The sequence below is a fragment of the Acidithrix sp. C25 genome (genome assembly GCF_904848545.2).
Window position 1 is genome coordinate 776,863 of record NZ_CAJHCI020000001.1, and the last position, 26,895, is coordinate 803,757.

Genomic DNA, 26,895 nt, shown 5'->3' on the forward strand with positions numbered 1-26,895 from the left:
CTCGGCAAGCAGTTTTAGCGTAAATAAACCAATAAGGTCGATATTGTTGCCAACGCCTTGAATCCGATGCGCTTTTGATTTTGCAGTTCGCCGCTTTATCCTCCCATCTTGACACCTAACGGTTCCCACGTATTCCTTGAACGATAAATGAAGCCCGTGAGATAGGTACTTTGGGTCTCGTTATTCGTAACCTCTCCGATTCGAGGAGTTGTATGGTGAAATACTCCCCGCCCTTACGGACGGGACTTTCCGGCGCAATTTCATGCATTATTCCCAGTAAAGACCATAACGGTTGAGTTTAGTAGGTTCTTTAGGTTTACCATGTATTATACTTTCATATAACTAATTTGAAAAAGGAGCGTAGTGTATACAACGAATCTTCGTAAGGTCGGAGGGTCAGTCATGCTTGCCGTTCCCCCTGCTCTCCTCGATCTATTACACCTACATTCAGGTGAGACTGTCGGAATTGAAATAGATAACGATCGGCTAGTAATTACAAAAGCTCCGCGAGCACGATACACCTTGGAAGAATTGCTAGCTCAATGTGATGGATCAGTGGAACTATCTCAAGAAGACCGGGTTTGGCTTGATTCAGAGCCCGTAGGGAACGAGCTACTTTAGTGGAACGTGGCGATATCTACCTTGTGTCGCTTGACCCAACTTTGGAACATGAACAAAGAGGCACACGTCCCGTATTGGTGGTATCAGCTACTGCATTTAATCGAGTCGTTAGGGTCCCTATAGTCTTGCCCATTACAACAGGAGGTAACTTCTCCAGGACGGCGGGTTTTGCTGTGTCACTCCAGGATGCAGGAACGAGTACCAACGGAATAGTCAGGTGTGATCAGCCGTGTGCTATTGATTTAGGAGCCGCTAATGCCCGTTGGTTGGAAAAGGTTCCAGGATCAGTTCTCGACGAAGTGCTGGCGAAGCTTGCTCCGATATTTGAATGAGAGAAACAGCAGACCTTCTAAGTTTGCCATTGAAACAGTGGCTCGTTGAAAATGTTTAAGGTTGCGGCGTCGATTCGGGGTTAGAAGTTTGCCTGAGTAACCTCCTTGAGTATCGCAATATCAAGGGTCTGGTCAACTACGATTCTTTTTAGAGAGGAGTTCTCAATGTTTGAGTTCCTTGAGACGCTTTACGTCGTTGCCTTTATTTCCGCCGTAAGTGCTCTTCCATCGGTGCCAGGTCGCCTCGGCAACACCAAAGCTCCAGGCAACCTCGCTTGCAGTTGCACCTTCATTGAGCATTTTGTCCCCTTCGGCGATCTTTTTCAACACCTGTTCTGGGGTATGTCTCTTGGACTTCATGAAATTTGCCTCCAGCTACGTCATGGATACAAAAATCGCGTTAGTGGTGGATTGATAAAGTGGGAGCCTTCCAGCTAGACAATTGGTTAGACCTGAGTTCGTTCCAAGGTAAAGCCACTATTCAATTTCGGGGAGTTGACAGCGAAGGTTGCGAGACCTGAGTGTTACCAGTTACACGTTGAATATGACAAAGTCCAATCAATACGTCAAGACAACTATCTCGGTTCCTGTTGAGGTGTATGCCCGTGCGACGCGCCGCGCTAAGGAACTGGGTACCAGTCGTTCGGCGTTCTTTGCCGGTGCAGTAGAGAAGGAACTAGAAGCGGCTAACTCATCGGCTGGCGTGATTGACCGCATTAACGCAGTGGTCGACGCCGTCAATGACGACACGAATGAATTCTCGACAACCGCGGCTCACCGTCTGTTGGCAAAGGACGACGGCACGAGGTGGTGATTCAGCGAGGGGAGGTGTACTGGGTGGACTTAGGAGAACCACAAGGGTCGCGACCCGCGAAGCGTCGACCCGTTTTGATCGTGTCTGATGACCTTTATAACTCGAGCAAGTTGGCCACCGTGGTGGCTGTAACCTTCACCAGCACACTCCACCTCGGTGATATGCCGGGTAACGTGCACATCGCCGAGGGCGAGGCGGGGATGACGCGCGCATCGGTGGCTAACGTGACGGCCCTTGTCACATTGGACAAGTCCGAGCTCGGACGCCGTACTGGCCGTGTGCGACCACTCACTCTCGAACGCATCGATCATGGCCTACGGGAGGTCCTTGGGCTTTGAGTGTTAATTGGTGTCAGGAAACGTTTGCCACTCCCAAAGTGAGCTTCATGACGAGTTCGTCCACTTGGTGGAGGTAATTTCAAATTTCTTCGATTTTCGATCTTGAACACGGCAATCGTTGGGCGCCACAAGCGTGAACGTTCAGAGCCTTATAGTGGGCCGCCCGGAGTTCGATCTGGCACCTTGAGAGTGTTTCCAGAACGTCCAGGGACGTCCATCAGCCTCGAAATCTGCTCGCCGGACGAAGTGCAATGTCCACCAACGTCCAATGACGTCCTCTCACGTTTGAATTCGTGGCTAACAACATAGATCCCGTTGTGGGTTCGCGGTTCGACCAGAAGATTGTGCGTATCGGCCTGCAGTTTTGGGACTAGCGCAACTTAACCTGAATCCACAGAAATGGACCAGCTTGAGCCCTTCGGTGTGACTTCAAGTCGGTTTTTAGGAACTGATTTAGGTTTGACGGAGGGTCTATGGCTTAAATCTGGTTTCAGAGTGCCAAATATGACCTAATCCCTTTGTGGTTGAGCCTGTTTGGTCATTTTTGAGATTGTGAAATCTCATTTTGGGTATAGTGACCTAATCCCTTGTCTTCTAGAGCAGTTCCTTCAAGTAATATTCAGTGTGTTAGGTAACCAGATGTTCAGGTGATGGCGATCTCAAACTTTCTGATCCGATCAAGAGCCTCTAAGAACTTATCCTTATAGTGCCAGTGTTCTTCAAGATGCAGTATTACTTTTCTAGCTGAACGAGTGATATGTCCTGCGATCTGAAAGTAACACCGTCGAAGCTTTGGTGTGGTTATTACAGTTTCTGTAATAGCACCTATTCGTGCCAGGTTGTGTGCAATTGCACCGTGCCAGGTTGTGTGCAATTGCACCGTGCCAGGTTGTGTGCAATTGCACCGTGCCAGGTTGTGTGCAATTGCACCAATGGCTAATTAGACCAGAGCCAACCAAACGGCATTAGCGTTCATGTATCTGGATGGAACATGATTCCGCCTAGAACCTCCTTTGAGATCCTTGATGACTAGTTCGATCTGGGCATGTGCTCGGTGATCAGCCTCAAGGAAAAGCGTTTCGCCTTGTCGATCGGTAATAAATGCGTGATAGTCATAGTCACTAAATAGTGCCAGCTGAGACCCTGGAGTAGGCTTGACCCTTCGTACGATAAGACGAACGTCTTGTCTATCTCTTGCAAATGCGCGATATTTCACTTCTGCTACATCAGCTCCACCTTCAAGCCAATAAGGAATTGAAGTCCATGTTTCTTCTGGTATGGCTGCAATAACCTGCTTCAATCGTTTTGACATCCGTGTTGTAATGCAAATGCGCACATCACCCGCACTAGCTGCGTCTCTAACGGCTCTTGAGTAGAACCCAGAGTCAAAACGCATGGTTATTTCACCAGTTGCTCCAGCGGCTCTCGCATTGTTGATTACCTGAGTTACAAACTCTCCGGCACCACGGGCGGTATTGGCATTGCCTTCACGTGTCACTATTCCAAGAATGTCACCTGTTTTACCAACAGCTGCTAGGTGTGGGTGATACCCCCTTACTTTGGTATAACCAAATCCAGCTCCTTCTTTTTTGTTTCCATATACCTGACATATCGTGGAATCAACATCAATGGTGAGTGACTCATCACCTGGACCTGCTCCAGCTAGCCAGGCTCGTTTTAGCAACAAAGCTGCAACTCGTTCAACATCTGCGATGTCACTGGTCTCAAAACTACGCAAGAAGACACCAAACCTAGATGGTGCTGGCATTATCTGACCAAGGATAACTTGCGCTTTTGGGCTTTCAAGGATTGCAGTGTCATCAATGCAATCACCACCGGCCAAGATAGATGCGACGATAGCCATAGCTTTTCTGCCAACATTTGCTCGTCCAGGACGATCCTCTAGGTCAATGTGTAAATCAAAGAGATCCCTAAGGCCAAGTCTCTCAGCAAGGGTGATAGGGAGTATTAACCCACTGTTGGAAACTGCGTTCGAATCGTCAAAGGTGACTATCAAACACTCTAAAGCACTAGTAGATGCTTGCATCTAAAAGGTGCTCCTTGAACTGATGGATTTGAAGTGTCTTCAAACATCATTCTACCAGGTCAGAGCACCTTTTCTATGTCTAAATCAAAGTCGATCGGCTAAATTTTCGGTGGATCCAGGTTAACTCGGAATACCCTTTAGAGCCTGGACGCAACTCCTTCATTTTTTTGTGACGTGATGTCTTCCCTGTATCTACCAACGGGCGCCGCAACTGTGGGCCTCGGTCACAGAGCAAGCAGCGACAACTTGTTCATAATAATTATGATCGAGATCATCGAGCCAGGACTGCACGAGTTCGAGATTCACTTCCAGCGCGAGGAAAGTATATAATATGTAGGCTGCATAACTCAAGGGTTGTTAGAAATTTGCCATACAGGGTGTCGCCAATAGGAATAACATAGATTCGTAACCGGAAGGCGCAATGGCCATTCCTAGTAGTAACAATTCCTGGACTTATGCATCAAAGTAAACCATTGCCACCAAATAAAACTATGGCCCACCAAAATCGCATATCCCGTAATCCATTTACTTTTACCGACTCTCGAGAATCATCAGGTCGCAAAAAGTTGTCCATCGCAACTCCCAACATACTACTAACATCGGTAATTACCTTGTAATAATTGCACTCATGACCATCTCCCCGTAGAGTAAGGATCCCTAGGTGTCAAGATAGTTGGCATTTATTCGAATAGAATACCAACCATGCAGGGCGAGAACTTTGATCGAACACGATGAAGCCTTATCCAAAGGATCAAAAAGAAGCTGTTGTCAAGAGGCTGAGGGAGCTGTTGTCAGATCCCAATGCACCCAGAGGTGCAATCGCCGATTTGGCTAAACAAGTCCAGATACCAAAGACAACTATCTACATCTGGAATCGTGAATTAAAGGACCAGATAGATCGCCAAGATCCAACTAAGCGAACTCCAGCCAGTTTATGGAGCTCAGAGGATAAGTTTCGGGCCGTACTCGAGACTGCTGCCATGTCTGAGTTGCAACTTGAAGAATACCTTCGCACTAAGGGAATTTTGAAAGAAGAGCTAAACGACTGGCGTATTACCTGTTCAAAGGCGAATGATAAAACCGGTGAAGCTATAGCTAAATACAGATCCGAATTAGCTAGCGTGAAAATAAAAACTAAGAAGCTGGAGTCAGAGCTAAATAGGAAAGAGAAGGCACTCGCAGAAAAGACAGCGCTGCTGGTGCTGCGGGAAAAAGTCCAGGCGATATGGGGGGACAAAGAGGTCGAATGACCTTTCCCTCAGATCGCCTACTTGCAGTAGAACTTATTGAGGAAGCTCATAACGGCGGAGCTAGGCTTAAACTAGCGGTCAAGGAACTCGGACTGTCACTGCGTAGCTTTCAGAGATGGAAATCAGAAGGTAGCCTAACCTATGACAAGCGTCCCTTTGCCACTAGGGCTAAACCCAGCTTTAAACTATATTAATTTCCAGTGTCAAGAGATCTTAGATACCCTAGATAAACAAGAGTTCTCGTCACTTCCTTCAGGTCAAGAAAGTTCAAGCCTAATCTGATCAGGGAACCGTGTGCTATGAATGCTAACCATAGGTCGACCTTTTGAGCTTCCCAGTCAAGCAATGCAATATGAAAGATGAGGAGAAATGCCTCTAGCTCGCTGGCTCTTTCGATATCAACTTACGACAAAGAGATATCAAACCGGCACGAGCCGCGTTGTTATTGAGCCAAGATGATGAGCGTTTCTTTTAGGGGACGGAGATACTTCCTTCGGTAAGTTCTACGAAGATGAGTAAAAGCCAACGATGCGATGACGCATCGAAATCCCTATGGATGACATCACAACCAAGGCAGAATAAATGCCTTTTGATTACTCTGGCTGGTCGGTCGTTTCAGGCCAGACGGGTCTCTTGTTAAGGCGGCATGAGCGAGTAAGGCGTATAAGGGCAAAGTAGGGGTGCAGCAGTGGCAGGGTAGGAGATTTCGTATTGAACTCACGAATTAGTCTTGTAGCTTTTCCGTAAGGAAACCCAAGAAACCGAAGTTCGCCGAGGCAAAAATCTAAAGGTAAGAATGCCGGATGTCATGCAGCAGCGCGAAGTGCACGGTAGTAGTGACGTCGGTCTTGTAAAGAGACTTTGAGTAAAGGCGCGAGGCTGTTGCTGGCAATAGGGTACTTCGAAACGCAGTGGCGCGTTTGCTCGCCTTCGGTGTCGAGGCCACCAAATGGTTTCGATCTTCCACTGTCTCTGCCATACAGGCATTGGCACCGAGCATGGCGGGGTGGTAGACCGTGCACATATCGGCCTTTGCAATTTCTACGCGGTGGGTGTCAAAGTTGTCAATCCCGGTTACCGGCATGGCGAAACTTGGAAGCTACTTATCTATAGTAACCATGGTTCCAATGGATCAAGCAATGAGGAGCCTTCCACTTACACATGGCGGTCAGCTCTCACTCTTACCGTACCCTTTTAACCAGATTAAATGCAAGCTGTTATATGTCAAAACCACTTCGTTTGCCTGATTCTTGAGAGTGTGTGAAAAATGCACCCGTCCGCTATCATTGGCCGAAGTCAAACTTTTTTCAATAATCTCTACGGTGAGCGCAACGGTATCTCCAGGTCGCACTGGTCGTTTCCACCGAACCTCATCGACGCCAATCCCAATCTTCATAGAACCTTCCACTAAGCCCAGCTTGAGAAATAGCCACCAGGCGATGCTGAGCGTATGAAATCCGGACGCAATGAGACCTTTGAAAGACCCATCTTCAGCATATACGCGATCAATATGCATCGCCTGTGGATCATATGAATGGGCAAAAGTGATTATTTCAGCTTCAGTAAAGGTCCGACCGCCACCAACGAAAGTTTGGCCCACCTCAAAATCATCAAAATATATTGCCATTGGTTTTCTCCTTCTTGTTTAACTTTAATTTGCCTTGGCTTGTAGCACCTTGGTAGGGCCTGTCCGATCGCTAGAATTTTCGCAAATAATGTGACTTGCGCTGCAGTGCAGTGCATTCCTTGCTCCATTTCGACAGTTACACGGCGGCAAATATTGGTTGGGTAATATCTCGTAGCATTTCTGGGTGCAGGCCACAACCGCTCTGGATGGCGGCTCACTTAGCGGCACGCGAACCCGATGCTCAAGCTGAGAGTACCCTCTGCGCCCTACGTATTGGTCGAAAATGATTGCATCGAGATGAAGGTCGGTTGAAGCTAGTAACATTGGCAAGGATAGTTCTTACTCTTCGGTGGGGTCAGCAACCAGCAAATCACGCTCGACATTCCACCCGAGCGGCCACTTCTTCTCCGCAACGGTACCGGCAGCATCAGCGAATGCCCGCAGAGCAACTAACACAGTTTGGCGGTCCACTAAGGGTAAACGTGCCAGGATCACTTCCAGTTCTGTGCGGCGTTTTCTAGTTACCTCAGTAACGATCTTGCGTCCCGGCGAGGCAAGTGAAACTCGGACTATCCTTCGGTCAGTGTTAGTCCTGCGACGTTCGATCAAACCCTTTCGCACGAGCCGATCACACATTCTTGTCGCGGTCGAAGGGCTCACTCCGAGCGCTGTAGCAAGCTCTGCCAGATTCTGAGGCCCACGGGCAGCCAATTCGACGAGGACCCTATATTGGACCAGGGTTACCTCTTCGTCAACGGTGGCAAGCGAGCGTGCAGCCACTGCGACTAGGGCACGGCTGGCCGCCAAGACCGCGTCGACCAGTTCCTCTCCAGCATCTAACGATTCCTGGTTAGCAATATTTGTCATTAGCATTCATTGTATATGGCTATACTTGCCATATGCAAGTAAATTTCCTCAGAGAACGGTCTGGTATTCGTTTCGCACCCAAGAAGAAGAGATTGAGGATAAGAAAATGAAGAAGGTAACTAGGGAGACGCCTGAAGTATCTCACATTGCTTTGAACGTTGATGGCTTAAGAAATCTCTTCCCAACGACCTCCGTCGCACATCAATCGCCGCGTCAAAGAGGCGCTAAGGCGAAAAACAATGACGGCCTCGTCGTCAGCGCGTTGTGTTCGCATTTATCGAGATCTCCCGACCCTAGAATCCGAGGTGGCAAGGCATGAAAAGCTATCTTTCGAGCCGGATCAAAGCGATGTCGTATTTGCCCAAATGGCTGATATTGGCTTCAGTTATCGGGATTATTGCCGGATTGGGTGCCGTACTGTTCTTCGAAGCGCTTACGCTCGCAACGCACTTCTTTCTGGGATACCTTGCTAGTTACAAAGTTCCGACCCCAGCCGGCGAAGGGAACGTTTCGGGTTCGGGACACTATCTCAGGGCCTGGGCTATTCCGTTGGTCGTGGTACTTGGAGGATTGATCTCCGGGTTCATCGTCTTTACCTGGGCTCCAGAAGCAGAAGGCCATGGTACGGATGCGGCGATTGACGCCATTAACCGAAACCCCCGTGGAATTCGCCTACGCGCAGTCGTTGTCAAGATTATCGCGTCAGCCGTCACTATTGGTTCGGGAGGTTCCGGAGGTCGTGAAGGCCCAACAGCTCAGATAAGCGCCGGCTTCGGGTCCTTTTTGGCCCGCGTGCTTGACCTATCGCCGGAGGACGGCCGAATAGCGGTATCTGTTGGGATCGGTTCGGGTATTGGTGCAATATTTAGCGCCCCGCTTGGAGGAGCGGTACTCGCCGCGGATATTGTTTATAAGGATGACTTCGAATTCGAAGCCTTGTTGCCCGGTATGCTGGCGTCTATCATCGCATATGCGATTTTCGGGGCGGTTTATGGCTATCAACCCTTGTTCAGTATCCCAGGCGGATACAATTTTACTCAGCCAGTCCAACTGGTCTGGTTTGCGGTCCTTGGGTTGGTTTCTGGTGGCGTTGGCCTTCTGTATTCCCGGTCCTTCTATGGTATCGTCAAACTAGCGAGCAAGCTTCCATTCAGCAAGAAGCTACGACCAGCGCTTGGAGCTCTCCTAACCGGGTTGATTGCGCTATGGTTGCCCGAAGTCTTGGGAACAGGTTACGGATGGATCCAAAAGGGTCTCTCTTCTGACCTTCTTCACGTGCCCCTTTACATCATCATTTTGCTTCCTATCGCCCGTATTGCAGCAACAGCCTTCTCCATAGGAAGTGGGGGATCCGGTGGAGTCTTCGGCCCCGGTATGGTTATAGGAGGATTTACCGGGCTTGCCATCTGGCATCTGCTACAACCCTGGGCTCCCGGCATTGGCCACGATCCCGCCGCTTTTGTAGTGGTTGGAATGATGGCAGTCTTTGGAGGAATTTCACGTGCTCCTATTGCCGTGATGCTAATGGTGGGTGAAATGACGGGCAATATTAGCCTTCTAGCGCCTGCCATGATTGCTGTTGCCATCGCCTGGTTCATCGTAGGGCGTTCCGATGATAGTATTTACCGTTCGCAGTTGAGTACCAGGGCCGACTCGCCAGCAAGGACGCCGACCTTCGGGCTACCATTATTAACTTCCCTCAAGGTAGCCGATCTAGTTCATCCAACAGTTGTTAAATTCCAAAACAACCAGCGCGTTGTTGAGGCTCTCAGGGTACTTCGCGAAGCTGGCTTGCCAGGTGCTCCTGTTGTAAATGGTGACGAGAAATACTTGGGTACAGTGAGGACCGAGCGTCTCGAAGAGATTTCTTCTGCGGCTCCCGAAGCCGAGATCGAAGGGTCGATCGACTTTGCCAGCCCTACCATACCTCTGTCGGCCAAACTCGATACAGGCCTTGAGCTGCTTCTTCAATCAGGATTGGGATGGTTGCCGGTCACAGGCGAGGATCAGCGCATTGTGGGTATTATCTCCGCTAGCGATCTCGTCACTGGCTACCACGAAGTTCTAAATTCCAAGGTCGGTTACGCTTATGACCTCACGACTCGTGTCCTTGCTGTTGAAGAACGTGTTAGCAAAGGGGCACCGGTTATAGGCCACATAATACGTGATGCCGGTCTCCCTCCTGGCTGTGTGGTGGTATCAGTGCAGCACAAAGGTGTTCGAAGTTACGCATCAGGGTCGACTGAGATCTCTGAAGGCGACATTGTGATTGCAATAGTGGCGGCTGAGGAAGCAGTTGCACTGCTCCAACGGTTGCACGGCGAAGACAATGCGCCTAATTCGAAAAAAAGGTCCTTATAGGATCAGGCTAGCTGGCAAGAATAACCCGAGCGCCACAGGGCTTCCTGAATTGGTAGCTGTTTGATGAATTCCATGCTAAATCCAATGCTGCGCTGGATTTCCCCAATCTAAGGAAATCAAAGTTAGCGACGAGACAACAGTCAAATGGGATTTTCTGGACCGCCATAGTTTCGGGTGTAGTACGGAGTCCTCGCCACCGGAGAACTCCGTACTCTATATTTGCAATGTACTAAACAATCACGAGCAAAGGTCCATGACACCGTACCGTCTCACATTTAAAATGAGCTCAATTAGAAAGTATCTAACTGTATTGCCTTCCTGGAACCGATTATCAGAACAACCAAAAGATTGAATTTTAGCGTCAACTGCCTCCTGTCGATTGCTGCATCAACATCCCTTTAATCAACCTCGTACGTAGGAGAACTGGGTGACCACTTTCTTTTGGTAGGCTCAGTATCCCTTGTCTATGACGTAGCGATATGCTCTTTTGTAACCTTGAGCTTTGTGTTCTAGGACAAACGTTCTAAGGAGTTGCGTGATCTCTTCGTCTAGATCTGCACTTTTGCGTTCAGGTGCTACGGTACGCTGCGTAGAACGATTTTGACCTGCTACTTTGCAGGCTCGTCTCTTTAGAAACCCCGAATCGTATCTGTAGTTTGTGAACTACCATACGACACTAACGCAGAATCAAAGCTCAAAGACTCCATTGTGCTCTGATCGCGTTTGCATTCGGCTTGTTAATTATATATGGCACTTGCGAATCGATAAAATCAGATTGACCGAAGGCGACCCTGGTGTCGCCTTATATCGACGCTATAGAGAACCTATCGCGAGGCTCTTACTCGTGGAAGGGAACACCCGGGGCTGGATGCTCTCGTTCCGCCTTCAAGGTATGAGGGACTTGGACGATGCGCAAGAGCGTTACCAGGCCAACACCACCAATAATGTTGCCAATAGCAGCCCATCCTGCCGTCTCTGCCCATTGGAGATAGCCAAATGGAGCATGCCCGGTATTCAATGCGGCAAACATCAGGAGGGAATTCACTATCGCGTGGTTGAGGCCAGCGGCACCGAGCAAGAAGGCTCCAGTTACAGCGGCAACTATCTTCCCAGATGTTTGCTCTGTCCCGTGCTGCATCCAGGTCATGAGAGTTATAACGGTTCCACCAATAATCGCGAGGACCATTGCCCTAATTCCAAGACCAAGATCGACGTAGTAGGAACCCGATACAATTGCCTGTGACCTCAGCGATGGAAAACCGGCAATTATGAGCCAAGAAAAAATCCATCCTCCAGCGAGGTTTCCGACGAGTGTCCCGATCCAGAGTCGTATCAGACCCCGAAATTGAGCTTGGCGAGCAATAACAGTAGAGACCGGTATTAGAAAGTCTTCGGTGAATAGTTCGCTACGAGCCAATGCCAAGGCGATAAACCCTACCGAAAATGCAAGACCAGCTAGCAGCTTTGAGTGAGTGGTGTATTCAACGAGCAATAGAGCCAAGACACCAGTACCTACATCAATCCCCCCTACAAATCCGGTAGCCAGCAATGGCACCATTCGGCGGAAAATTCGACGACGCCCTTCGTCAACCGCACGAATGAAGGTATCTTCTACTTCTACCTCAGCGACAGAATCATCTAGGGCGGGGTCGGACCCAACGGCTGGTCGTGCTCGCTTGTCAGCCTTTTCCCCGGCTGCTAGCTTTTCATCAGACATATTTTACTCCTTTGATTAGGAGTTTTCTCTATGCGCAGTGGTAGGTTTCTCTTGAAGATTCCAAATGGACGATCCACCGTACGGCGAGGTATTACCTAGGTCTTGTTTGTTAAGGCTAGTCCTATCGCTTCGCCTTCTCGTCGTGTCGTCTCAATTGGGACGAGTGAGAACATCTGGCAAGGATCAAAATTGTTGTGCTATCCGTCGACTGAAAACAGCCATGACGCCCGTAACCACGCTGCTCGCTATGAACTCGCAGTAGCTTCTTGGTAAGTGAGGAAGTTGGAACGCGCTAAGAAATAGCAACTGCCAAGATAGTTGTTACCTACAAATATCGCTCATGCAGCTTGGATTTGGATCTGACGGAACTCAAAGCTCTTCCAACAGTAGCCAATTTCGCACGCAAAAAGTGCACCGAGGTTTTACTCACTATTTATCCAACGCGCTACCGTCGATGATGAGCGTGACGTCAAAGGAAAGTCGATTAGCGCAAGACAAAACAAGCAGTCCATCTGCAGCAGATAAATAGTAGGTCTTGAAGCTGCGATATCCACTGGGGAACTCGCTGTGCTCTACTGCCCGAGGCGTCAATGCGTTTGGCATCTGTTCAAGTAAGGCATGAACCAAACAATAGGGCGAGAACATCGCTCGAAGTTGGTTCCTTTAAAATTACCGATTACCGCAGATGCTTGTGCTTTCAAAAGATATCGGATGCACTGGTGAAAGTGCCACCTTGTCTGACCTTAGTCCGAAACAAATCTCGTTGTAATTTTCTACCGCTACTCCACGGGAACATCGAATGGAAGCAGACTCGAATATCCATACTTCAGCTTCATTTCTATCAACTGAAGGGGTAAGCTCGTCGTCCACGTTCGTACGATCGAAGGGTTGGTCTCCATCACTATGACCAAGAAGGGACTTAGCGTCCTAGCGACTTATTCTAAGGTCCGCAAAGGTAACCAACCGGAGTGCACATAAGCGGTGAGGCCGGTTTCGTAGTTGGTAACTCGAGTCAGATAATTGGGATGCTTTCTATAGGAGATCTCATCCGCCGCTACTAAAAAGAGGTTCTCCAAGCGATTGGGATCGAGCACTTCAGCGACTACCCGCTCGCAGATCGAACCTACTGTTCTGAACGAAAATGCGGCTGACTTTGGTAACGGTGGCATTATCCACCTTGTAGGTTGACCAGGCAACCAGGTGCTAAAAAACTTGTTCAAAGCGTGAATATACTACTGATCGTGCAAATGGAACTGATTTGATCATTACGCCATGGCTTGGATACTTCGTTCGTCCAAGTTGACAGCAGGACTAAGTTTGGCGCACTCCAATATCCACATGTCTGAAGCTGGAGTTGATGGTTCTGGTATTGTAGGGGAAGTTCGTACTGTAATTGGAATTACGACATCCAAGCTTGAAGCGGGTGAACTTGAGCTTTACAGCTACCTCTCCTTTTATAAGAGAAACTTCACTTATAACGACACGTTTTAATCCAAGGATCGAATTAGCTAAATTGGTAGCTATATCAGGTCCGGTCTACCTTTTTGAGTGTTTCTCAACTAAAAATTGAGGGACTTGGATCCTGTAAAATTTCTTAAAGGGCTACCTCAGATCCGAAAGATAGGTGTTTACTGGGATTGTCGCTTGCTTTAGTGGTACCTGGGACCCGTATCTATGTCAGGAAAGCCTCAAATATTTGGCATCCTGCCGAATTCGAAATAGACAAGGTCGGACCTTGCCAAATCAGATACCACGGCTCGATTATTGGCGCACTCCGTTCCTCTTGGAACTGGTAGGCGTTTATAACTACCTAATCATTGCCGATGCGTCGCACTACAAAGGTGTCTCGCAAAAGCATCAATACTCTCGATTAATCGGTCAACTATTTCACGATAATGTAAAGCGTTAGACACCAAATTATCTGAGGAAAGGAGACTGCCGCTAATCAAGAGTACGGAATTGTAAAAGCCGTCGTAGAACTGAAGATGGTGAGCTAATGCTGGAGTTGCGATAAAATCATTAAGGTGAGGTCGGAAAGGAGCGGGGTCATGCGCGTCGACAGAATTAGCCAAAGCGGTGCATTGTCGTGTTGAAATCACCTCGAAACTCTCACTGGCAGGTTCGAAAGCGACTGTCCCGAAGCCTATTTTTAGTGTTATCCACGATACTGATCTCTGATTGCGGTACTTCGGCCGTGACCTCAAACACTACTTTGCCGCCCCAATCTAGTACTACCAGTACCACGCTTGCTGTTCCTAATTCAACTACCACGACCGTGGCAGCAACCTTGAGCTTATCTGCTACTGAGACGAAATTAAAGTCGAATAAATCTCTATATCCTGCTCCTATCGGCGCCTCCAAATATTCATCGTGCCCCAATCCTCTTGGAGTGGTTGATGGTTCAAATCCCGCTGGACAGTTGAGGAACTCCTTGATCCAGACGACTCGAGAGTGGCTCATGGCTTCTTCAATACCTTCGCGACTTATCTTGTCGGATAGGGCACTATGGACCCAGGTCTCGCTAGGGCCTACGCAAAATCCAGTCATGTCAGCTACGAGTGCAGAACATGTGCAGCTTCAGATCACCAAGTCGACGTCTCTTAGCGCTTATTCAGGTTGCTTTGCAAAGATAGTAAAGGACAGCGCCTTGGTCGTGGTATGCAATGTTGCAACTGCAACGGTAGCGGCCTGCGATCCAGGACTTTCCCTAGAACTGTACGCCCTCGATCGATCCGGTCATTGGCTTATGTGGCAGGAACTTGCCTAGCGATGAATGCCATTTGCTAACGATCGAGCAGAGCTATCTTCCATTTTCAGATCAGACTCTAAAGGTTGGGGGGTGTATCAAGGCCAACCATCGAACGTTCCAAACGCTTCAGATCATTGTCGATAATCTTCGTCTAGGATCTGCTCGATTAGTGCCTAGGAGGTATCCCAGTATTGGTGAGTAAGAATATTACACATCCCGATAATACTTCGCCATGGAATCTCTGGTCGTTCGCTCCTGAACTCATCACTTAATCCGTTGACGGCTTCGCCAATAACTCCGATTTGGGCATCACCGCAGATCGATACACTCATCCTCGCTCTCGTTACTCGCCCGCCAACGAACGATCCTGGGAGTCGCTACTAATATGTCAGCGACGCGTTCGACGCCATGTCGACCGCGCTGACTCCAATGGGAGAGCTTCGGACAATATTTTTGGCTCTATTGACCTTCATGTGGATCAACTCGCCCTATCGTACGAAAGTTTGAGATCAATAGTTCCACAAGAAAGCATGACCAAAGCTAGAGTTGCCTCAGCAGAATGTAGTCCATAACATCTAGCAATGATCGAGCGGATCTTGGTGCTCAAACCTTCAACTCGACCATTTGATACGCCCTTGTCAAAGCAAAGGGATCAATTGCGGCCATGATGCCCGCCTTATGGGTCCGAATTGTCTTTGACAATCGGACGAAGGTTTCAATCCGGGACCGAGAAGCTCGGGAACACCATCGCTCTAAGGGAGTTCACTTACCTCATCGTTAGAGAGATCTCCAGCAAATACAGCTCTTAGGGACTCCTTCATCTCGTATGCCCGCTAGAGTTTTCCACCGGTACGCTTGATTCGAAGTAGGGTTTCACCCTGGCAGTCAGTCAAATCTCCGGGGTTCTTTAGTAGTGCCCACCGCGCACCTGCGAACTTGCGGTCATATTCTTCGAGAAGGAAGTTCTCTCATCTGGCGCCATAGGTCGCATCTAACCTCTACTAGGGCTTTTTGTTCTCAACTTGGAATTACTCACCAAACGCGACACGGAACTGTAGCTTATCTATGCAACTTTCAACATAGCTGACTTGAGGGAGCTCAGTTGGTGAAATATCACCAATACGTAAATGTCTCCGCTCTCGGTTGTACCATTGGATCCAGACGAAGATCTCTATTCTTGCCTCCTCTCTAGTATCGAAGACTGTTCGATACACGAGCTCCTTCTTCAACGAGGCACAAAAGCGCCTCGGCCATAGCGTTGTCATACGATTAGCCGGTCAACGGTGAATCTCCAACGCTCCCCATCGACTTACAAGAATTGAGCGAGTCGTAGCATCTCTCTGACCTCGATACTCGTATATTGAGATCCGTGGTCGGAGTTAAGCCGAATTCGGCTTAACTCCGATTGTGCCGAGGTTTTCATTAAGCCGAGGAATTAATGTTATGCCAGCGTAGACGTGGATAGCTGGACAATTTCTCGGCTTAATATTTCGGTGTCAACGCGGGCTACGTGGAACCAGAAGTCCATCCTTGGTGAGGATGTTCTCGGCGGGGATATCGTTGCTGAAGTCTTCATCTTCGAGGTGCACTCGGTCCCTAACGGCGTAATGTCGATTCGCGCGGCCTTAGCATCTACATTCTTCCCTTTCGCAAAAACATATAGGCGAGACTGAATATAACGATAATCAGCAGGAACATTAAGCCGAGGAATTAGTCAACAAACCTCTCACGTCCAGGGAAAATTTAGATTCCTCGGCTTAATGAAAACCTCGGCATAATCAGAGTGAAAAATGGTATCTGACATCAGTACCTTTCCCCTGGTAGATCTGGCTTTATCGAGGCAATCTATAAACATCTGGGTGTCCATTACCTCGCTATCGAGTATCCAAGGATCCTTACTTGAATCGCGTCCATGATGCAGAGTAACCTTCCTACAACCAGCCCTCCCTGGTGCCGATGTAGGTAAGGTCGCTAACTCATAACTTGTCGGGTGCATCGACGGAAAAGTTACGCTGAACCAAATCAGAACTCTTTCTGGCATGTCAATCTGGCCTAGTGGTGATTGTTTTAGCTCTTCCACAAGCCCCAGTAATGGATAACTCGGCCATCAGGCGACTAGCGGTCGCTCTAGAGATACCAACACCCATGGCTCTAGGTTTATGGGTAAGCCTCGGTGCCCTGTAGATCCTACGGTTAGCTGAGAAGGCTTCAAGTAGCCTCGTCTTCAGTTCCTCACGAGCGCTATTTAGCTCTTCGAGTTACTTTCTCCTCACCGCCCAACGATAATAGGCAGAACGCGATACAGCTAAGACTCTGCAGGGCAAACTGATCGGAAAGTCGGCCTTCTGGACATCGATGATAGAAGCACCCTAGTTTCGTTGGACTTTCCCTTATCCAGAAGGTGCGAAAACTCAAGTCGCTCACTCCTTTTCCATTTACGGGCTTGCTCTTATCTCCTTGCGGAGACGGTTGATCTCGTCGGCCACAACACATCCGATCTTTCACCGCTGCTAGCCTTCTTTGCTCTCCGAGCGTTGTAGACCCAGTTGTTGAACGTCGCCTCTGAGATACCCAACTCTTCTACTACCTGTCCAATGGAACGATATTTGGATCTCCGCAAGTTTGACTGCGTACCTTTTAAATCTGAGTCAAACTCCTCTACGAGGCGTTACCTCTTTTGGATGCAATTGAAGGCTCTGCATTCTCCTTCGAATTAGGGAGAGTCGTGTCGCGTATCGTGAGAAGGTTTAAGACTTCCGGTCGCTAATTAGAGGTGGTGGTTGATATTTGACCAAGGCGACTAGCTGGGATGATACATTAAAGTAGTACTAACTTGCATTTGCACTTTTCGTGTTTTTAGATGTGTAGCCGCTTTCATATGCGATCGAAAGGATGATTGTTTGAATCCCAATTTGAAGCAGGATAGTTCTCTAGAGCGACACTTTGAGATGGCCGAAGCAACGGTTGATGAGTTGGTTCGTATTGTAAATTCCATCAGCGCTCGGGGGAAAAAGGCTAAGAAGGCCTCTCAAACTGGCTCAGTTCGAGATTACATCCTTGCTGTGACTGAATTGAAAACATTGGTTGAGGGGATTGGCTCGGTGGTGGATGAACTTAGTTCCCTTGCTGAAGTAGATGTCTCAAAGATAATGGAGTCGGGCTCTTACAAGGAGGAACTATTTTCTCTTTGCGAGGAGGAAGATATAAGGATTATTGAATCCGATGGAAAATTCCTCTCCTATCCGACAATAATCTCGCTTTCTCCCTCAGATGCAACAGTGATCATTGAAAAGAAGAAACAGCGGGGGATTCGCCCTAGTTTTTTGGTTGCTCAATTGAAAGGCCTCTCAAAGCGCCAATTTGGATTAAAGCCAGAAACATTTATTGAGATGATCGCAACTGCTTATGACCTAGTAGTTGCCGAAAAGGAGTTCCCAGCAGGTACAGTTGTCAAACTTGTGGATCTCTATAGAGTTTTGACGATTCTTCCAGCTGCTAAGAGTTACACGAAATCGGAGTTTGTGCGAGATATCTATCTGCTCGATCAAAGTGGAATTGATACCACCAGAGGTGGCCGTGTCTTGAAGTTGCCAGCAAGTGCAATGACTCGAAGTTCCGGCACGATGGAGACAGTTGCTAAAGGTGGTCAGATCAAGCTATACGCAGGAATCTCCTTCGAGGTGACGCAATGATAGATAGCGATAAGTATCTCGAGTTTTTCTCTCAAGAATATCTAACGAGCTATATACCCAGGGGAGGTACTACGACAAAGTTTGTCTTACCACCTTCCGGTGAAGAGGCTAACTTTGTTGATGCTATCTGTTCGCAAGCACAGTCGAGTGGACATTTAGTGGCACGAATTGATTCAGCGACCTCCAAGGTGCAGATGATCGAGCAGATTTTTTTTGGTATCGCAAGGCAGATCGATTGGCAAAAGCTAGCAAATAGCTTTACCAGAATTGCAGCCCATAGTGCAGGATATCCAGTTCCCAACGACGATCAGGATCTTTCTCTAGCGATGTTGGCTTTTTCTTATGGGGCTGATGAACGTGAAGTTAAACGCGATATCAATATCGTTCTTCAGCAAAGGATCTTCAAAGATTACTCTATGGTTGGAGAGTTTCGCATAGCAATGATGCGACTTTGCCAGTACGAACTCAAGAGCGGACAGGTTACAGAACTAGAGCGTGATTCAATAATTGCTTGGCTGGAGGGATCCCTAAGGCAGATCTCTCTATTGAAGAGTGCTCTAATCTTTCGTAAGATCTCTCGTTCGAATGCGAGGGCAATGCTCTTTTCTCTCTCTCGATGGATAGTGGCGAATGGCTATGAGGGATTTCTATTGACGCTCGATATCCGTCAATTTCAGAAATTGAGAAAAGAACCAGACATTGAGTCGCCCGGAATAATTTATAGTCGCAATGCAGTAATGGATGCCTATGAATCATTACGCCAACTCATCGACAATGCGGACGAATTTTCTAATTTTGCCACGATCGTCGTTATCTCACCTGAGTTTTTGAGTGACGACTCGCGAGGCCTGTCAGCCTATCAAGCCCTTAAGCTGCGGATTTATGACGAGGTGAGAGATAAAAACCGTGACAACCCATACTCTTCTCTTATTTCTCTCTCCTCTTCAACCGCGGAGGAGCTCTCCCAAGATCTCTTAGATGGTAACTTGGCAACTTTGAAGGAGGTGTCGCATTGAACGTGGATCAAGAGAGCTTAGAAGATGTACGACAGATCGCCCGGCGAGCGATAGAGGCACTTCGATCTGGAGTTCCTAATGGCGAGAGTGTCAAGGCACTTGGAACAACGCAGCGTTCGATTGTGGATCGATTTGAAGGTTTGCTTACCGAGACCTCCGATGCTACCAGCGATCGATCTTCCTTTGGCATGGTCATCAAGGGTGGTTTTGGATCAGGAAAGAGTCACCTGCTTGAATATCTAGGCGAAGTCGCATTGGCCAAACGTTTTGTGGTCTCAAAGATTGTCATCTCCAAAGAGACTCCGCTTCACAATCCTACTGCAATGTTTCGCGCGGCGATAGCTTCAGCTAAAGTACCAGAACGATCTGGATCGGCTATCGATGAGATTGCAGCTGCATTGAAATTTGATTCACCTCGATATGCCGCGCTCTATTCTTGGCTCCATCAGCCCGAGTGTAAGCTAGACCAGCGCCTTAGTGCGTCACTGCGGCTATTTGAGAGCTTTCAGGGTGATGAGGAGTTTGCCGAGAAGCTTACTCAGTTTTGGGCCGGAGAGCCCTTTTCTATAGCAGAGATGAGAAAACGCCTTCGCGAAGCTGGTTGGTTGGGAGGTTATTCTCTTCGTTCCACCAAGGCAATGGATCTCTCCTTGGATAGATTTGCATTTGTATCCCGCTTGATTCATGCGGCGGGTTTTTCTGGATGGGTGCTTTTGATCGACGAAGTTGAATTGATCGGACGTTACTCCCTGATGCAACGGGCAAAGTCCTATGCGGAGATTCGTCGCTGGGTGGAGGGTTCTAAGAAATACCCACCTTCGCCAATTATCTCGGTTCTAACCAGTGTGGACGACTTTGAAGGAGAAGTCCTAATCGGTAAGGGTGACTATAACAAGATTCCCCAACGCTTAGCTGCCAAAGACCGACTCGAAGAGGCAATGCTTTCAATCGACGCTATAGCTGGGATGAAGATATTGGGCAGTCGTCAATCAGAGCTTCAGTCTCCAAATGATAATGAATTGAACGTAACCTATGAGGCAATTCGAAGAATTCACGGCGCTGCCTATAACTGGGACCCACCACATGTGGGTGGGCTAGAGAGGTTGGGCTCAAATAGAATGCGTCAGTATGTGCGAGCGTGGATCAATGAGTGGGATTTGATCCGTCTTGACCCTACCTTCATACCGCAGACTACCGTAACCAAGGTTGAGATTGACTATGGGGAAGACGGTGATTTGACTCAGTCCCCGTTATTCGAGTCGGTTGATAACTCTTAGGCAAAGCGATAAGATTCTTCTTTTCTTTTTGAAACCATGGTTTCTCGAAGGCATAGACCTTTGACTTCTGGATGGATTTACTTGATTCTTCAAGTGATCTTTAGCCCATGGATGGTAACCGATCGTCGAATTTGACGATCGGTTCCTTCGATAGGTAGAAAGGTGCGATGTTGTATTGATTTGTGGTGTAAATCGTTACCAACGGTTCAAGTAATTCTAATATCTCCATATGCTAAAAATTATTGCTTTGTAAATCCATTTGGGTAACTGTTCGCGGAATTATTAAGGCAACCGGAAACGTTGACACTCTTGGAAATATCGAACTGATAGACCGCCAAGAACTTCGAGTTAAATCCTTTTTAGACTTTATCTCATTTGCTTGCTGTCGTAGCAGAATTGACTCTTCACTCTCATGGGCAGATGAATCGATTTGCGCGATAACTCCATGTTCGAAGAGAGTATTAGCCGGGATGGTTTGTACTCAAGGAGCCAACCCGTTGATTCTTGATGAACTTTCGGAGATCGACATATTGTCGGTAAAATGAGATAACTTTACAAGATCAGTCATTGTCTGTATAATCAGACAATGAGCCTTTAGAGTGACTATGAATTCACTATGCCCAGAGAGACAGATAGTGAATTCATAATCATTGTACCTCAGTCATTTGGACTAGCGATTAGAGAATTTCGCAACATCGTAGGTGTGACTCAAGTAGAGCTTGCAAGAAAATCCGGGCTACATCGCAGAGCTCGAAACTGGTTCGACTACAAATGCAGTCAAATATTTGGTAGATGCATTTAATGCTCTGAACCTAGAGATCATCGTTCGACCCCGTAGCGAAGTTTCATAGAGGTATGGACTTAGAAATTTGGCGAAATGGTGAGTGTATCGCACTAATTAGCGAAAAGCGAAAGCGAATGCAACTTCGTTATACAGATGGAGCACGTCCGATTGGAGCACCTCTTGTATCAGTAGCAATGGCCGTAAGTTCAAAACCCTATGGAGATAAAAAGGTACGCGCATTTCTTCGAGGGTTGCTTCCAGAGTGAGAAGCGCGTCGAATCTTGGCTTACGACTTCAATACCGCAATAATTTAGTTGCCGAACCCACCATGGTCTAAAGGCAAGACAAGCACCTCGACCTTCACTCCTTTTGGCACTACTCTTGAATTGATTTAACCAAGAGGAACTCATCCAAGCCGAAGCGACCAAATTCTCTACCGATTCCTGATTTTTTGTATCCTCCAAATGGAGCATTGGGGTTGAACGCCCCTCCGTTGATCTCTACTTGTCCAGTTCGTATCTGACGTGCAATTGATAGAGCTCGTTCTTGAGTCGATGCCCACACTCCGCCTGCAAGACCGTAATTAGAGTCGTTTGCAATTGCAATTGCCTCTTCTTCTGTGTCAAAGGGTATTATGACGAGCACTGGGCCGAATATCTCCTCTTGAGCAATTGTCATATCAGAAGAGACATTTGAAAAGATCGTTGGTTTGACAAAGAATCCAGTATCAAGGCCATCGGGTTTGCCAAGGCCGCCGGTTACTAGAGTCGCGCCCTCGTCGATACCTATTGAGATATAGTGTTGCACCCTATCCCATTGAGACTTCGAAACTAGGGGACCGAGGCGGGAATTCCTAGCAAAAGGATCGCCAACAGTCATCTTTTCAGCAGTTTGCGCTGCGATCTGCTCTACTTCCGTAATTTTGTTTCTCGGAACGAGCATTCTCGTCAAAGCAGAGCAGGTCTGTCCTGAATTGAGAAATGCCTTTGATACTCCATCTGCGACTGCGCGTTCAAGGTCAGCATCTTCGAGAATGATATTTGCACTCTTTCCACCTAGTTCAAGAGTAGCCTTTGCGATGCGTGATCCGCAAATTTCAGCGATTCGGCTCCCTGCTCGAGTAGATCCTGTAAAAGAGACCATGTCGACGTCTGGATGTGAAGCTATAGCCTCACCGACGATTGGACCGACCCCGCAAACTAGGTTGAAGACTCCGGCAGGTAAACCAACTTCGTCCACTATCTCGGCTAGAAGGAATGCGTTCAATGGTGCGACCTCTGACGGCTTTAGGACAACTGTGCAACCCGCAGCAATTGCATAGGCTACCTTTGCGGCTATCTGATGGAGAGGGTAGTTCCATGGGGTGATACATCCAACAACACCAATTGGCTCTCGAACAATGGTCGAGTTCCCAGAGCGCTCTTCAAAATCAAAGCTTGATGCTATCGATGCTGCGGTGTTGAATGAATTTATAGGTAAACCTACTTGGATGAGGGAGCTTAGGTTTTTTACCATGCCGACCTCTTGAGTAACGATTGTGGAGATTTCGTCTAGGCGAGCTTGAAGCCCCTCGGCAATTCTTGTGCAATACTTTGAGCGCTCATCTACTGATACCTTTGACCAAGTCTTGAATGCCCTCTTTGCTGCATCTACCGCCTTTTCTACGTCGGCAGCAGTGCCGGCAGGGACCGTTGCCATAACCTCTTCGGTGGTGGAATTGATGACGTCAATAGTCGAGGTTGCATTGGACTTAATCCACGATCCATCTACGTATATAGAATCTCTAACTATCATGAAGGGCTCCCTGTAAGTAATAGTGAAATTGAAAGACTGAATTCGGAGCTGCCCTTCGCCAACTTTTGAGCGGGGCAAGCTACTTCTAATCGTAGCACTTAGCGAATTGCTACGCTCGTTATAGTAGTGCCAGCGAAATTGAGTCGCCGAATAATGACACAACGTGGCAATTTGTTTGACGGTTCTAAGGAGACGAGTTCACAAAAAACTTCCCTAATCTCTCAATCGATTGATGCAATTTTGAGGAAAGGATCGATCATGATTTGCTTTGTTTATATTGCAAATTGGGATTCTTTTCGATCCTGTGGATAAATTATCAACATTCCTCAAGTTCTCGTCCTGTCGAGTTATTCATAATCCACTTGAGCAGATGCCAACCATCCAGACACCTAGGGTATCTAACAGCTAGGTCTCTCCATAAGTCGGGCAATTCGCTCGTTACAATCATCATTGAGTGGATGCTTAGGATGGTGTAGTCAGACCTATTCAATTGTTGTTTTAGCAGTTAATTGGAGAACCTTCAGGGACGATACTAGAACTTGGTGGAGGTGCGTTGTCCTTATTCGAACTTCGAACCACCAGAGACCTGTTCGGACTCCTACTACACGACCTCAACGAAGAGTCAGGTAAGTATCCCAAAAACCTTCGCAATTGACATTGCGTTGACTAAACAACGACTGCAAGGCTGGTTAGCACCGCGGCCGAGAGGGCAGCCACGGTCGTGCAAGACTGCTCGATGATGTTCGACACGAGCTCATCGTCGAGGCGAAGCAGTCCTAGCAACAAATGGCCAGGGAGGATGTGATGGTGGTGCAGTTCCTGAGCAGTTCGAAGCGATAGCTCTAGTGTCCGCTTTGCGTTGGGAGTAAAGGTTGGCGGGCAGGTCCGAGTGATCGATACGCGCCGATCAGGGGCGCTTTCGAGTGCGCCCGCCCCAAAGGTTCCATCGACCGCTGCTCGGACGCCCCCGTAGTCGATCCCGATAGAGCTCATCACTTCAGGATCGGCCTGCTCTGCTGGCTGTTCAGCCGTACGTGGGAGAATTCGTCGAATAGCCACTGCCGTGATACCGCACTCTCGTAGGGGCCCACCCGCAGTCTCATCCCGGACTTCGGCGCAGCCGTAAAGAAGATGGCCCACACTCAAGTAGCGAGAGCCCAGCTCTATGGCGAGATCCTGTGCTCGGAAAAAGACCGCTTTGGATGACTCCGCGAATATCGACATTTGCTCAGCTCCTTTTCTAAGTGCTTGGGTCAGCGTGGAATCCATGCTTTTGGTTTACAGCCTGCTTGGATACACCGAGCTCTGAGGCGATCTGGGACCACGACCAACCAAGGTCGCGGGCTCTGTCAACGTGCAAGTACTCCAACTGTTCGGCTAGCCGTCGAAGGGAAGCAACGGCTCGAAGCCCAACTGTAGGATCGTCACTTCCCGCGCTTTCCGCTAGGTCAGGATGCGTCACGATTGTCAATCTATCTTGTCGGAGCAAAGTTGTCAAGGCAGATTGTCATTTTGAATCATACTTATCAAGTTTCGTAAGCAAGAGCCATTTTGGAATCAGATTCGCGGAGTAGCGGATGTGGAGACGCAAACACACATGTATTGAGAAGTCGCTCTACCAAGGACATTTCAAAGTGCCTTGCGTTGAATCGGTATGCGAATTCCTCGAGGCATAAGTTGCTTATGTTCTTGGTGAGTCCGTGGTAGGTTCTGTCGATAAATTTCTTGGAGTTTACAATTGAGGATCTTGAGCCATTTGAATGTTACATGTGATTGTTCGTCTTTGGATAGAGTGAACCCGTGCGCTAGTCCAAGGTCTTTCAGCACATACCCCGTAACTTGGGTTACCATCACTTATCAGCTTGGTATTAGAATCTCAACGTCTCACAAAAACATCTTTGGGTGATTTAGCAGTGGTATCTTTGATTACTTCCATGAAGCAATGAGTAGGAGCACCATTGCTAATCGATATTCAAATTAGGAGATTGGTTTGGGTCGTTGCTTTTCCTCTTTAGTCTTCACCATGGCTCTCACCACCTAAAAAGAACTCATCTACTCAGGCGTTTTCTCCAAGTTTGTATAAACCATCTCGGTCAGCCGGTACGCTCAGCCATTGCGCTCAGCCATTGCGCTCAGCCATTGCCTTAGGTAGCTTATTTAACATCAACCATCCAGTCGAATAAGATACTTGAACGAATTTAGCAAGGGCTCTAATGGCTAGGGGGTAGTAGCTGAAAGACCACGCTTGTCGTTGGACAATAGATAGATAGCAGAAAACCACTAGGAAAAAGAGATATGGCTTCGATGGAAGATGGTTCCGGAGGTAACGCTAGTTTGGCGGTGACAAGATTTACATTGAAAAAGTGGAGCTCGAGATGCTGCATTTCTTGAAATGATTTGGCCTTACTAAAGTAAATTGATCGAAGTTACACTTTGGACATCTAAATCCCTCATAGCAATAGCAATTTGATCAAATGATCTTCACATGCTTACTTTGAAGCGAAGCGTACCATAAAGCCTGAGATATCCACCATGCCACCTTAGTAGAACATCTGTTCTACTAAGGATTAGCTCCAATCTGGTCTCGGTGGAGGCGAAACTTACGAAACTCGATAAGTATGTTTTCAAATGGCCGTTGACAGGCTGGATTCGACGACTAATGTTCCGCGTTGTCCTGACGGACACCAACGTTCTGTTTGGCAGGACCGTCCGCGACTACTTGATCTAAACCCATCAGTTTGGTCTAATCGAATTTCGCTGGTCTGACAGCATCATGGTCGAATTGGAGACCAAACTGGCCCGCAAGTACGCAGACAAGAACCCGAACGCATCTAAGGACGCAACGCGGCTGCGTTGGCTATTGGAGAAGCACTTCCTTGAGTCGATGGTCGCCGTGGAATCAGAGTATTACGTCTTCGACGATCCCGAATTAAAGGATCCCGATGGCGAGCACGTCCTTGCTGCGGCGTTGGCGGCCGAGGTGGATATCATCTGCACTAACCATAAGGACGGGTTTTCCTCCGAGGAGGTTGACCCGAATTATGTAGGAGTTCCCGTTTGAAATGGCTCTGATACACCAAAAAGTCGTCTCGATGAACCCCAAACTCAGTGAGATACAGACCATTGCAAAACTCGACGTAGCAAAATGTCCGAATGTAGCCCGTGGCGCAGCGATGATTGCGTTGCCCGGTGGCTCCCACTGGGTGTCAGAACACAAGAAATCTGGACGAGGCTTCTCGAGTGGTCACCGGCTACGCAATCCCAGTCGGTGCGAGGAGCTTTACTTCAGCAAGTGATTGCAACGCTCGAGAAGAATTCAATGGTGCACGATTCAATTATCGGAAGTGTTCCCATTGCCGGAGGTTCACCATCGAACAGCGCGCCCCTGGCTAGCGTCTTCGGAGCCGAGGTAGAGTCTGCGAACATTTGCCAAACAGGTTGGCTGTTGCCGCATGGCCACCGAGATCATGCTGCGTGATCAGACTCGAGATGGTCCGGTCGCGATTACCTGAGCTACACGAAGAGATTCATTCACTATCTCACAATGCGATGAACTCCTCCGGGGATTCGGTTGTGACGACTTATTAAGTACCGTTTCCCGTCAACTCG

31 protein-coding genes and 4 pseudogenes are annotated in these 26,895 nt (G+C 48.1%); 17 read left to right on the forward strand and 18 right to left on the reverse strand.

The window, feature by feature from the left end; translation table 11 throughout:
- The first annotated feature begins 363 nt into the window (after positions 1-363).
- Together ACIDITHRIX25_RS89920 and ACIDITHRIX25_RS89925 are read left to right on the forward strand one after the other, a co-directional pair.
- On the forward strand, positions 364-621 hold the full coding sequence (locus ACIDITHRIX25_RS89920) for an AbrB/MazE/SpoVT family DNA-binding domain-containing protein (RefSeq protein ID WP_052604414.1): 258 nt from the start codon (positions 364-366) through the stop codon (positions 619-621).
- Complete coding sequence (locus tag ACIDITHRIX25_RS89925; RefSeq protein ID WP_052604413.1) at positions 621-953, forward strand: type II toxin-antitoxin system PemK/MazF family toxin; 333 nt, start codon at positions 621-623, stop codon at positions 951-953. Before ACIDITHRIX25_RS89920 ends, ACIDITHRIX25_RS89925 begins: the two co-directional genes overlap by 1 nt.
- Positions 954-1,115: 162 nt before the next feature.
- On the opposite strand, the gene ACIDITHRIX25_RS89930 is transcribed toward ACIDITHRIX25_RS89925, so the two are convergent.
- Entirely contained in the window at positions 1,116-1,313 is a 198-nt protein-coding gene (locus tag ACIDITHRIX25_RS89930; protein WP_082058441.1) for a transposase, read from the reverse strand.
- Positions 1,314-1,461: 148 nt separating this feature from the next.
- On the opposite strand from ACIDITHRIX25_RS89930, the gene ACIDITHRIX25_RS89935 reads away from it, so the two are divergent.
- Positions 1,462-1,767, forward strand: a complete 306-nt coding sequence (locus tag ACIDITHRIX25_RS89935) for a hypothetical protein (RefSeq protein ID WP_152625830.1) — start codon at positions 1,462-1,464, stop codon at positions 1,765-1,767.
- Positions 1,761-2,105, forward strand: coding sequence for a type II toxin-antitoxin system PemK/MazF family toxin (locus ACIDITHRIX25_RS89940; protein WP_052604411.1), 345 nt, complete (start codon positions 1,761-1,763; stop codon positions 2,103-2,105). The genes ACIDITHRIX25_RS89935 and ACIDITHRIX25_RS89940 overlap by 7 nt, the downstream gene beginning before the upstream one ends.
- Before the next feature lie 643 nt (positions 2,106-2,748).
- On the opposite strand, the gene ACIDITHRIX25_RS89945 is transcribed toward ACIDITHRIX25_RS89940, so the two are convergent.
- Positions 2,749-2,985, reverse strand: coding sequence for a hypothetical protein (locus tag ACIDITHRIX25_RS89945; RefSeq protein ID WP_052604410.1), 237 nt, complete (start codon positions 2,983-2,985; stop codon positions 2,749-2,751).
- A 60-nt stretch (positions 2,986-3,045) separates the two neighbouring features.
- On the reverse strand, positions 3,046-4,152 hold the full coding sequence (locus tag ACIDITHRIX25_RS89950; RefSeq protein WP_052604409.1) for an IS1380 family transposase: 1,107 nt from the start codon (positions 4,150-4,152) through the stop codon (positions 3,046-3,048).
- A 731-nt stretch (positions 4,153-4,883) separates the two neighbouring features.
- On the opposite strand from ACIDITHRIX25_RS89950, the gene ACIDITHRIX25_RS89955 reads away from it, so the two are divergent.
- Together ACIDITHRIX25_RS89955 and ACIDITHRIX25_RS89960 are read left to right on the forward strand one after the other, a co-directional pair.
- Complete coding sequence (locus ACIDITHRIX25_RS89955; protein WP_052604408.1) at positions 4,884-5,402, forward strand: hypothetical protein; 519 nt, start codon at positions 4,884-4,886, stop codon at positions 5,400-5,402.
- Positions 5,399-5,596, forward strand: a complete 198-nt coding sequence (locus ACIDITHRIX25_RS89960; RefSeq protein WP_052604407.1) for a hypothetical protein — start codon at positions 5,399-5,401, stop codon at positions 5,594-5,596. Before ACIDITHRIX25_RS89955 ends, ACIDITHRIX25_RS89960 begins: the two co-directional genes overlap by 4 nt.
- Positions 5,597-6,186: 590 nt before the next feature.
- On the opposite strand, the gene ACIDITHRIX25_RS89965 is transcribed toward ACIDITHRIX25_RS89960, so the two are convergent.
- From ACIDITHRIX25_RS89965 to ACIDITHRIX25_RS89975, 3 genes are all read right to left on the reverse strand, one after another.
- On the reverse strand, positions 6,187-6,486 hold the full coding sequence (locus ACIDITHRIX25_RS89965) for a hypothetical protein (protein ID WP_052604406.1): 300 nt from the start codon (positions 6,484-6,486) through the stop codon (positions 6,187-6,189).
- A gap of 84 nt (positions 6,487-6,570) precedes the next feature.
- On the reverse strand, positions 6,571-7,029 hold the full coding sequence (locus ACIDITHRIX25_RS89970; protein ID WP_052604405.1) for a MaoC/PaaZ C-terminal domain-containing protein: 459 nt from the start codon (positions 7,027-7,029) through the stop codon (positions 6,571-6,573).
- Between the two features lie 339 nt (positions 7,030-7,368).
- Entirely contained in the window at positions 7,369-7,896 is a 528-nt protein-coding gene (locus ACIDITHRIX25_RS89975) for a MarR family winged helix-turn-helix transcriptional regulator (protein ID WP_200891175.1), read from the reverse strand.
- Positions 7,897-8,211: 315 nt separating this feature from the next.
- Here ACIDITHRIX25_RS89975 and ACIDITHRIX25_RS89980 point away from each other — a divergent pair.
- Positions 8,212-9,552 (forward strand): annotated as a pseudogene (locus ACIDITHRIX25_RS89980) (chloride channel protein); the annotation flags it as partial.
- A complete protein-coding gene (locus ACIDITHRIX25_RS89985; protein WP_407071669.1) occupies positions 9,532-10,257 on the forward strand; it encodes a CBS domain-containing protein in 726 nt (241 codons plus the stop codon). The pseudogene ACIDITHRIX25_RS89980 and the gene ACIDITHRIX25_RS89985, both read left to right, overlap by 21 nt.
- Positions 10,258-11,095: 838 nt before the next feature.
- On the opposite strand, the gene ACIDITHRIX25_RS89990 is transcribed toward ACIDITHRIX25_RS89985, so the two are convergent.
- The 3 genes from ACIDITHRIX25_RS89990 to ACIDITHRIX25_RS90000 form a co-directional block, all read right to left on the reverse strand.
- On the reverse strand, positions 11,096-11,974 hold the full coding sequence (locus ACIDITHRIX25_RS89990) for a formate/nitrite transporter family protein (RefSeq protein WP_201732529.1): 879 nt from the start codon (positions 11,972-11,974) through the stop codon (positions 11,096-11,098).
- A 429-nt stretch (positions 11,975-12,403) separates the two neighbouring features.
- Positions 12,404-12,619 (reverse strand): hypothetical protein, encoded by a 216-nt coding sequence (locus tag ACIDITHRIX25_RS89995; protein WP_052604401.1) that lies wholly within the window; start codon positions 12,617-12,619, stop codon positions 12,404-12,406.
- A gap of 290 nt (positions 12,620-12,909) precedes the next feature.
- Positions 12,910-13,143, reverse strand: coding sequence for a hypothetical protein (locus tag ACIDITHRIX25_RS90000; RefSeq protein WP_052604399.1), 234 nt, complete (start codon positions 13,141-13,143; stop codon positions 12,910-12,912).
- A gap of 103 nt (positions 13,144-13,246) precedes the next feature.
- Between ACIDITHRIX25_RS90000 and ACIDITHRIX25_RS90005 the strand changes: the two genes are divergently transcribed.
- Positions 13,247-13,465 carry a hypothetical protein gene (locus ACIDITHRIX25_RS90005; RefSeq protein ID WP_052604398.1) on the forward strand — a complete coding sequence of 73 codons (219 nt, stop codon included), beginning with the start codon at positions 13,247-13,249 and terminating at the stop codon, positions 13,463-13,465.
- Positions 13,466-14,083: 618 nt separating this feature from the next.
- Here the strand turns inward: ACIDITHRIX25_RS90005 and ACIDITHRIX25_RS90010 are convergent.
- On the reverse strand, positions 14,084-14,434 hold the full coding sequence (locus ACIDITHRIX25_RS90010; protein WP_152625828.1) for a hypothetical protein: 351 nt from the start codon (positions 14,432-14,434) through the stop codon (positions 14,084-14,086).
- On the opposite strand from ACIDITHRIX25_RS90010, the gene ACIDITHRIX25_RS90015 reads away from it, so the two are divergent.
- Positions 14,433-14,741 carry a hypothetical protein gene (locus ACIDITHRIX25_RS90015; protein ID WP_152625827.1) on the forward strand — a complete coding sequence of 103 codons (309 nt, stop codon included), beginning with the start codon at positions 14,433-14,435 and terminating at the stop codon, positions 14,739-14,741. The genes ACIDITHRIX25_RS90010 and ACIDITHRIX25_RS90015 overlap by 2 nt on opposite strands.
- A 155-nt stretch (positions 14,742-14,896) precedes the next feature.
- Here ACIDITHRIX25_RS90015 and ACIDITHRIX25_RS90020 read toward each other — a convergent pair whose 3' ends face one another.
- The 4 genes and pseudogenes from ACIDITHRIX25_RS90020 to ACIDITHRIX25_RS90035 all read right to left on the reverse strand — a co-directional run bounded on the left by ACIDITHRIX25_RS90020 (position 14,897) and on the right by ACIDITHRIX25_RS90035 (position 15,988).
- Positions 14,897-15,055 carry a HepT-like ribonuclease domain-containing protein gene (locus ACIDITHRIX25_RS90020; protein WP_082058439.1) on the reverse strand — a complete coding sequence of 53 codons (159 nt, stop codon included), beginning with the start codon at positions 15,053-15,055 and terminating at the stop codon, positions 14,897-14,899.
- Positions 15,056-15,201: 146 nt separating this feature from the next.
- A pseudogene (locus ACIDITHRIX25_RS90025) lies at positions 15,202-15,333 on the reverse strand (hypothetical protein); the annotation flags it as partial.
- Positions 15,327-15,467: pseudogene (locus tag ACIDITHRIX25_RS90030) on the reverse strand (hypothetical protein); the annotation flags it as partial. The pseudogenes ACIDITHRIX25_RS90025 and ACIDITHRIX25_RS90030, both read right to left, overlap by 7 nt.
- A gap of 284 nt (positions 15,468-15,751) precedes the next feature.
- Positions 15,752-15,988 carry an IS3 family transposase gene (locus ACIDITHRIX25_RS90035; protein ID WP_052604395.1) on the reverse strand — a complete coding sequence of 79 codons (237 nt, stop codon included), beginning with the start codon at positions 15,986-15,988 and terminating at the stop codon, positions 15,752-15,754.
- Positions 15,989-17,623: 1,635 nt separating this feature from the next.
- Between ACIDITHRIX25_RS90035 and ACIDITHRIX25_RS90040 the strand changes: the two genes are divergently transcribed.
- The 6 genes from ACIDITHRIX25_RS90040 to ACIDITHRIX25_RS90065 all read left to right on the forward strand — a co-directional run bounded on the left by ACIDITHRIX25_RS90040 (position 17,624) and on the right by ACIDITHRIX25_RS90065 (position 21,758).
- A complete protein-coding gene (locus ACIDITHRIX25_RS90040) occupies positions 17,624-18,415 on the forward strand; it encodes a hypothetical protein (protein ID WP_201732530.1) in 792 nt (263 codons plus the stop codon).
- A complete protein-coding gene (locus ACIDITHRIX25_RS90045; protein ID WP_052605267.1) occupies positions 18,412-19,431 on the forward strand; it encodes a BREX system ATP-binding domain-containing protein in 1,020 nt (339 codons plus the stop codon). The genes ACIDITHRIX25_RS90040 and ACIDITHRIX25_RS90045 overlap by 4 nt, the downstream gene beginning before the upstream one ends.
- Positions 19,432-19,433: 2 nt before the next feature.
- The gene (locus ACIDITHRIX25_RS90050) at positions 19,434-20,708 is read left to right on the forward strand and encodes a BREX system ATP-binding domain-containing protein (protein WP_249685692.1); all 1,275 of its coding nucleotides are present in this window, start codon (positions 19,434-19,436) and stop codon (positions 20,706-20,708) included.
- 242 nt (positions 20,709-20,950) lie between these two features.
- Positions 20,951-21,253 carry a hypothetical protein gene (locus ACIDITHRIX25_RS90055; protein ID WP_201732532.1) on the forward strand — a complete coding sequence of 101 codons (303 nt, stop codon included), beginning with the start codon at positions 20,951-20,953 and terminating at the stop codon, positions 21,251-21,253.
- A gap of 174 nt (positions 21,254-21,427) precedes the next feature.
- The gene (locus ACIDITHRIX25_RS90060) at positions 21,428-21,559 is read left to right on the forward strand and encodes a hypothetical protein (protein ID WP_268749147.1); all 132 of its coding nucleotides are present in this window, start codon (positions 21,428-21,430) and stop codon (positions 21,557-21,559) included.
- Between the two features lie 4 nt (positions 21,560-21,563).
- Entirely contained in the window at positions 21,564-21,758 is a 195-nt protein-coding gene (locus ACIDITHRIX25_RS90065; protein ID WP_052605264.1) for a HipA N-terminal domain-containing protein, read from the forward strand.
- Positions 21,759-21,867: 109 nt separating this feature from the next.
- Here the strand turns inward: ACIDITHRIX25_RS90065 and ACIDITHRIX25_RS90070 are convergent, their stop codons facing one another.
- The 4 genes and pseudogenes from ACIDITHRIX25_RS90070 to ACIDITHRIX25_RS90085 all read right to left on the reverse strand — a co-directional run bounded on the left by ACIDITHRIX25_RS90070 (position 21,868) and on the right by ACIDITHRIX25_RS90085 (position 25,760).
- Positions 21,868-23,286, reverse strand: coding sequence for an aldehyde dehydrogenase family protein (locus ACIDITHRIX25_RS90070; RefSeq protein ID WP_201732533.1), 1,419 nt, complete (start codon positions 23,284-23,286; stop codon positions 21,868-21,870).
- 666 nt (positions 23,287-23,952) lie between these two features.
- Entirely contained in the window at positions 23,953-24,510 is a 558-nt protein-coding gene (locus tag ACIDITHRIX25_RS90075) for a Clp protease N-terminal domain-containing protein (RefSeq protein WP_201732534.1), read from the reverse strand.
- Positions 24,511-24,526: 16 nt separating this feature from the next.
- Entirely contained in the window at positions 24,527-24,751 is a 225-nt protein-coding gene (locus tag ACIDITHRIX25_RS90080; protein ID WP_201732949.1) for a helix-turn-helix domain-containing protein, read from the reverse strand.
- A gap of 61 nt (positions 24,752-24,812) precedes the next feature.
- Positions 24,813-25,760 (reverse strand): annotated as a pseudogene (locus tag ACIDITHRIX25_RS90085) (IS1595 family transposase).
- A gap of 272 nt (positions 25,761-26,032) precedes the next feature.
- Here ACIDITHRIX25_RS90085 and ACIDITHRIX25_RS90090 point away from each other — a divergent pair.
- Entirely contained in the window at positions 26,033-26,347 is a 315-nt protein-coding gene (locus ACIDITHRIX25_RS90090) for a PIN domain-containing protein (protein ID WP_268749148.1), read from the forward strand.
- Positions 26,348-26,895 lie beyond the last annotated feature (548 nt).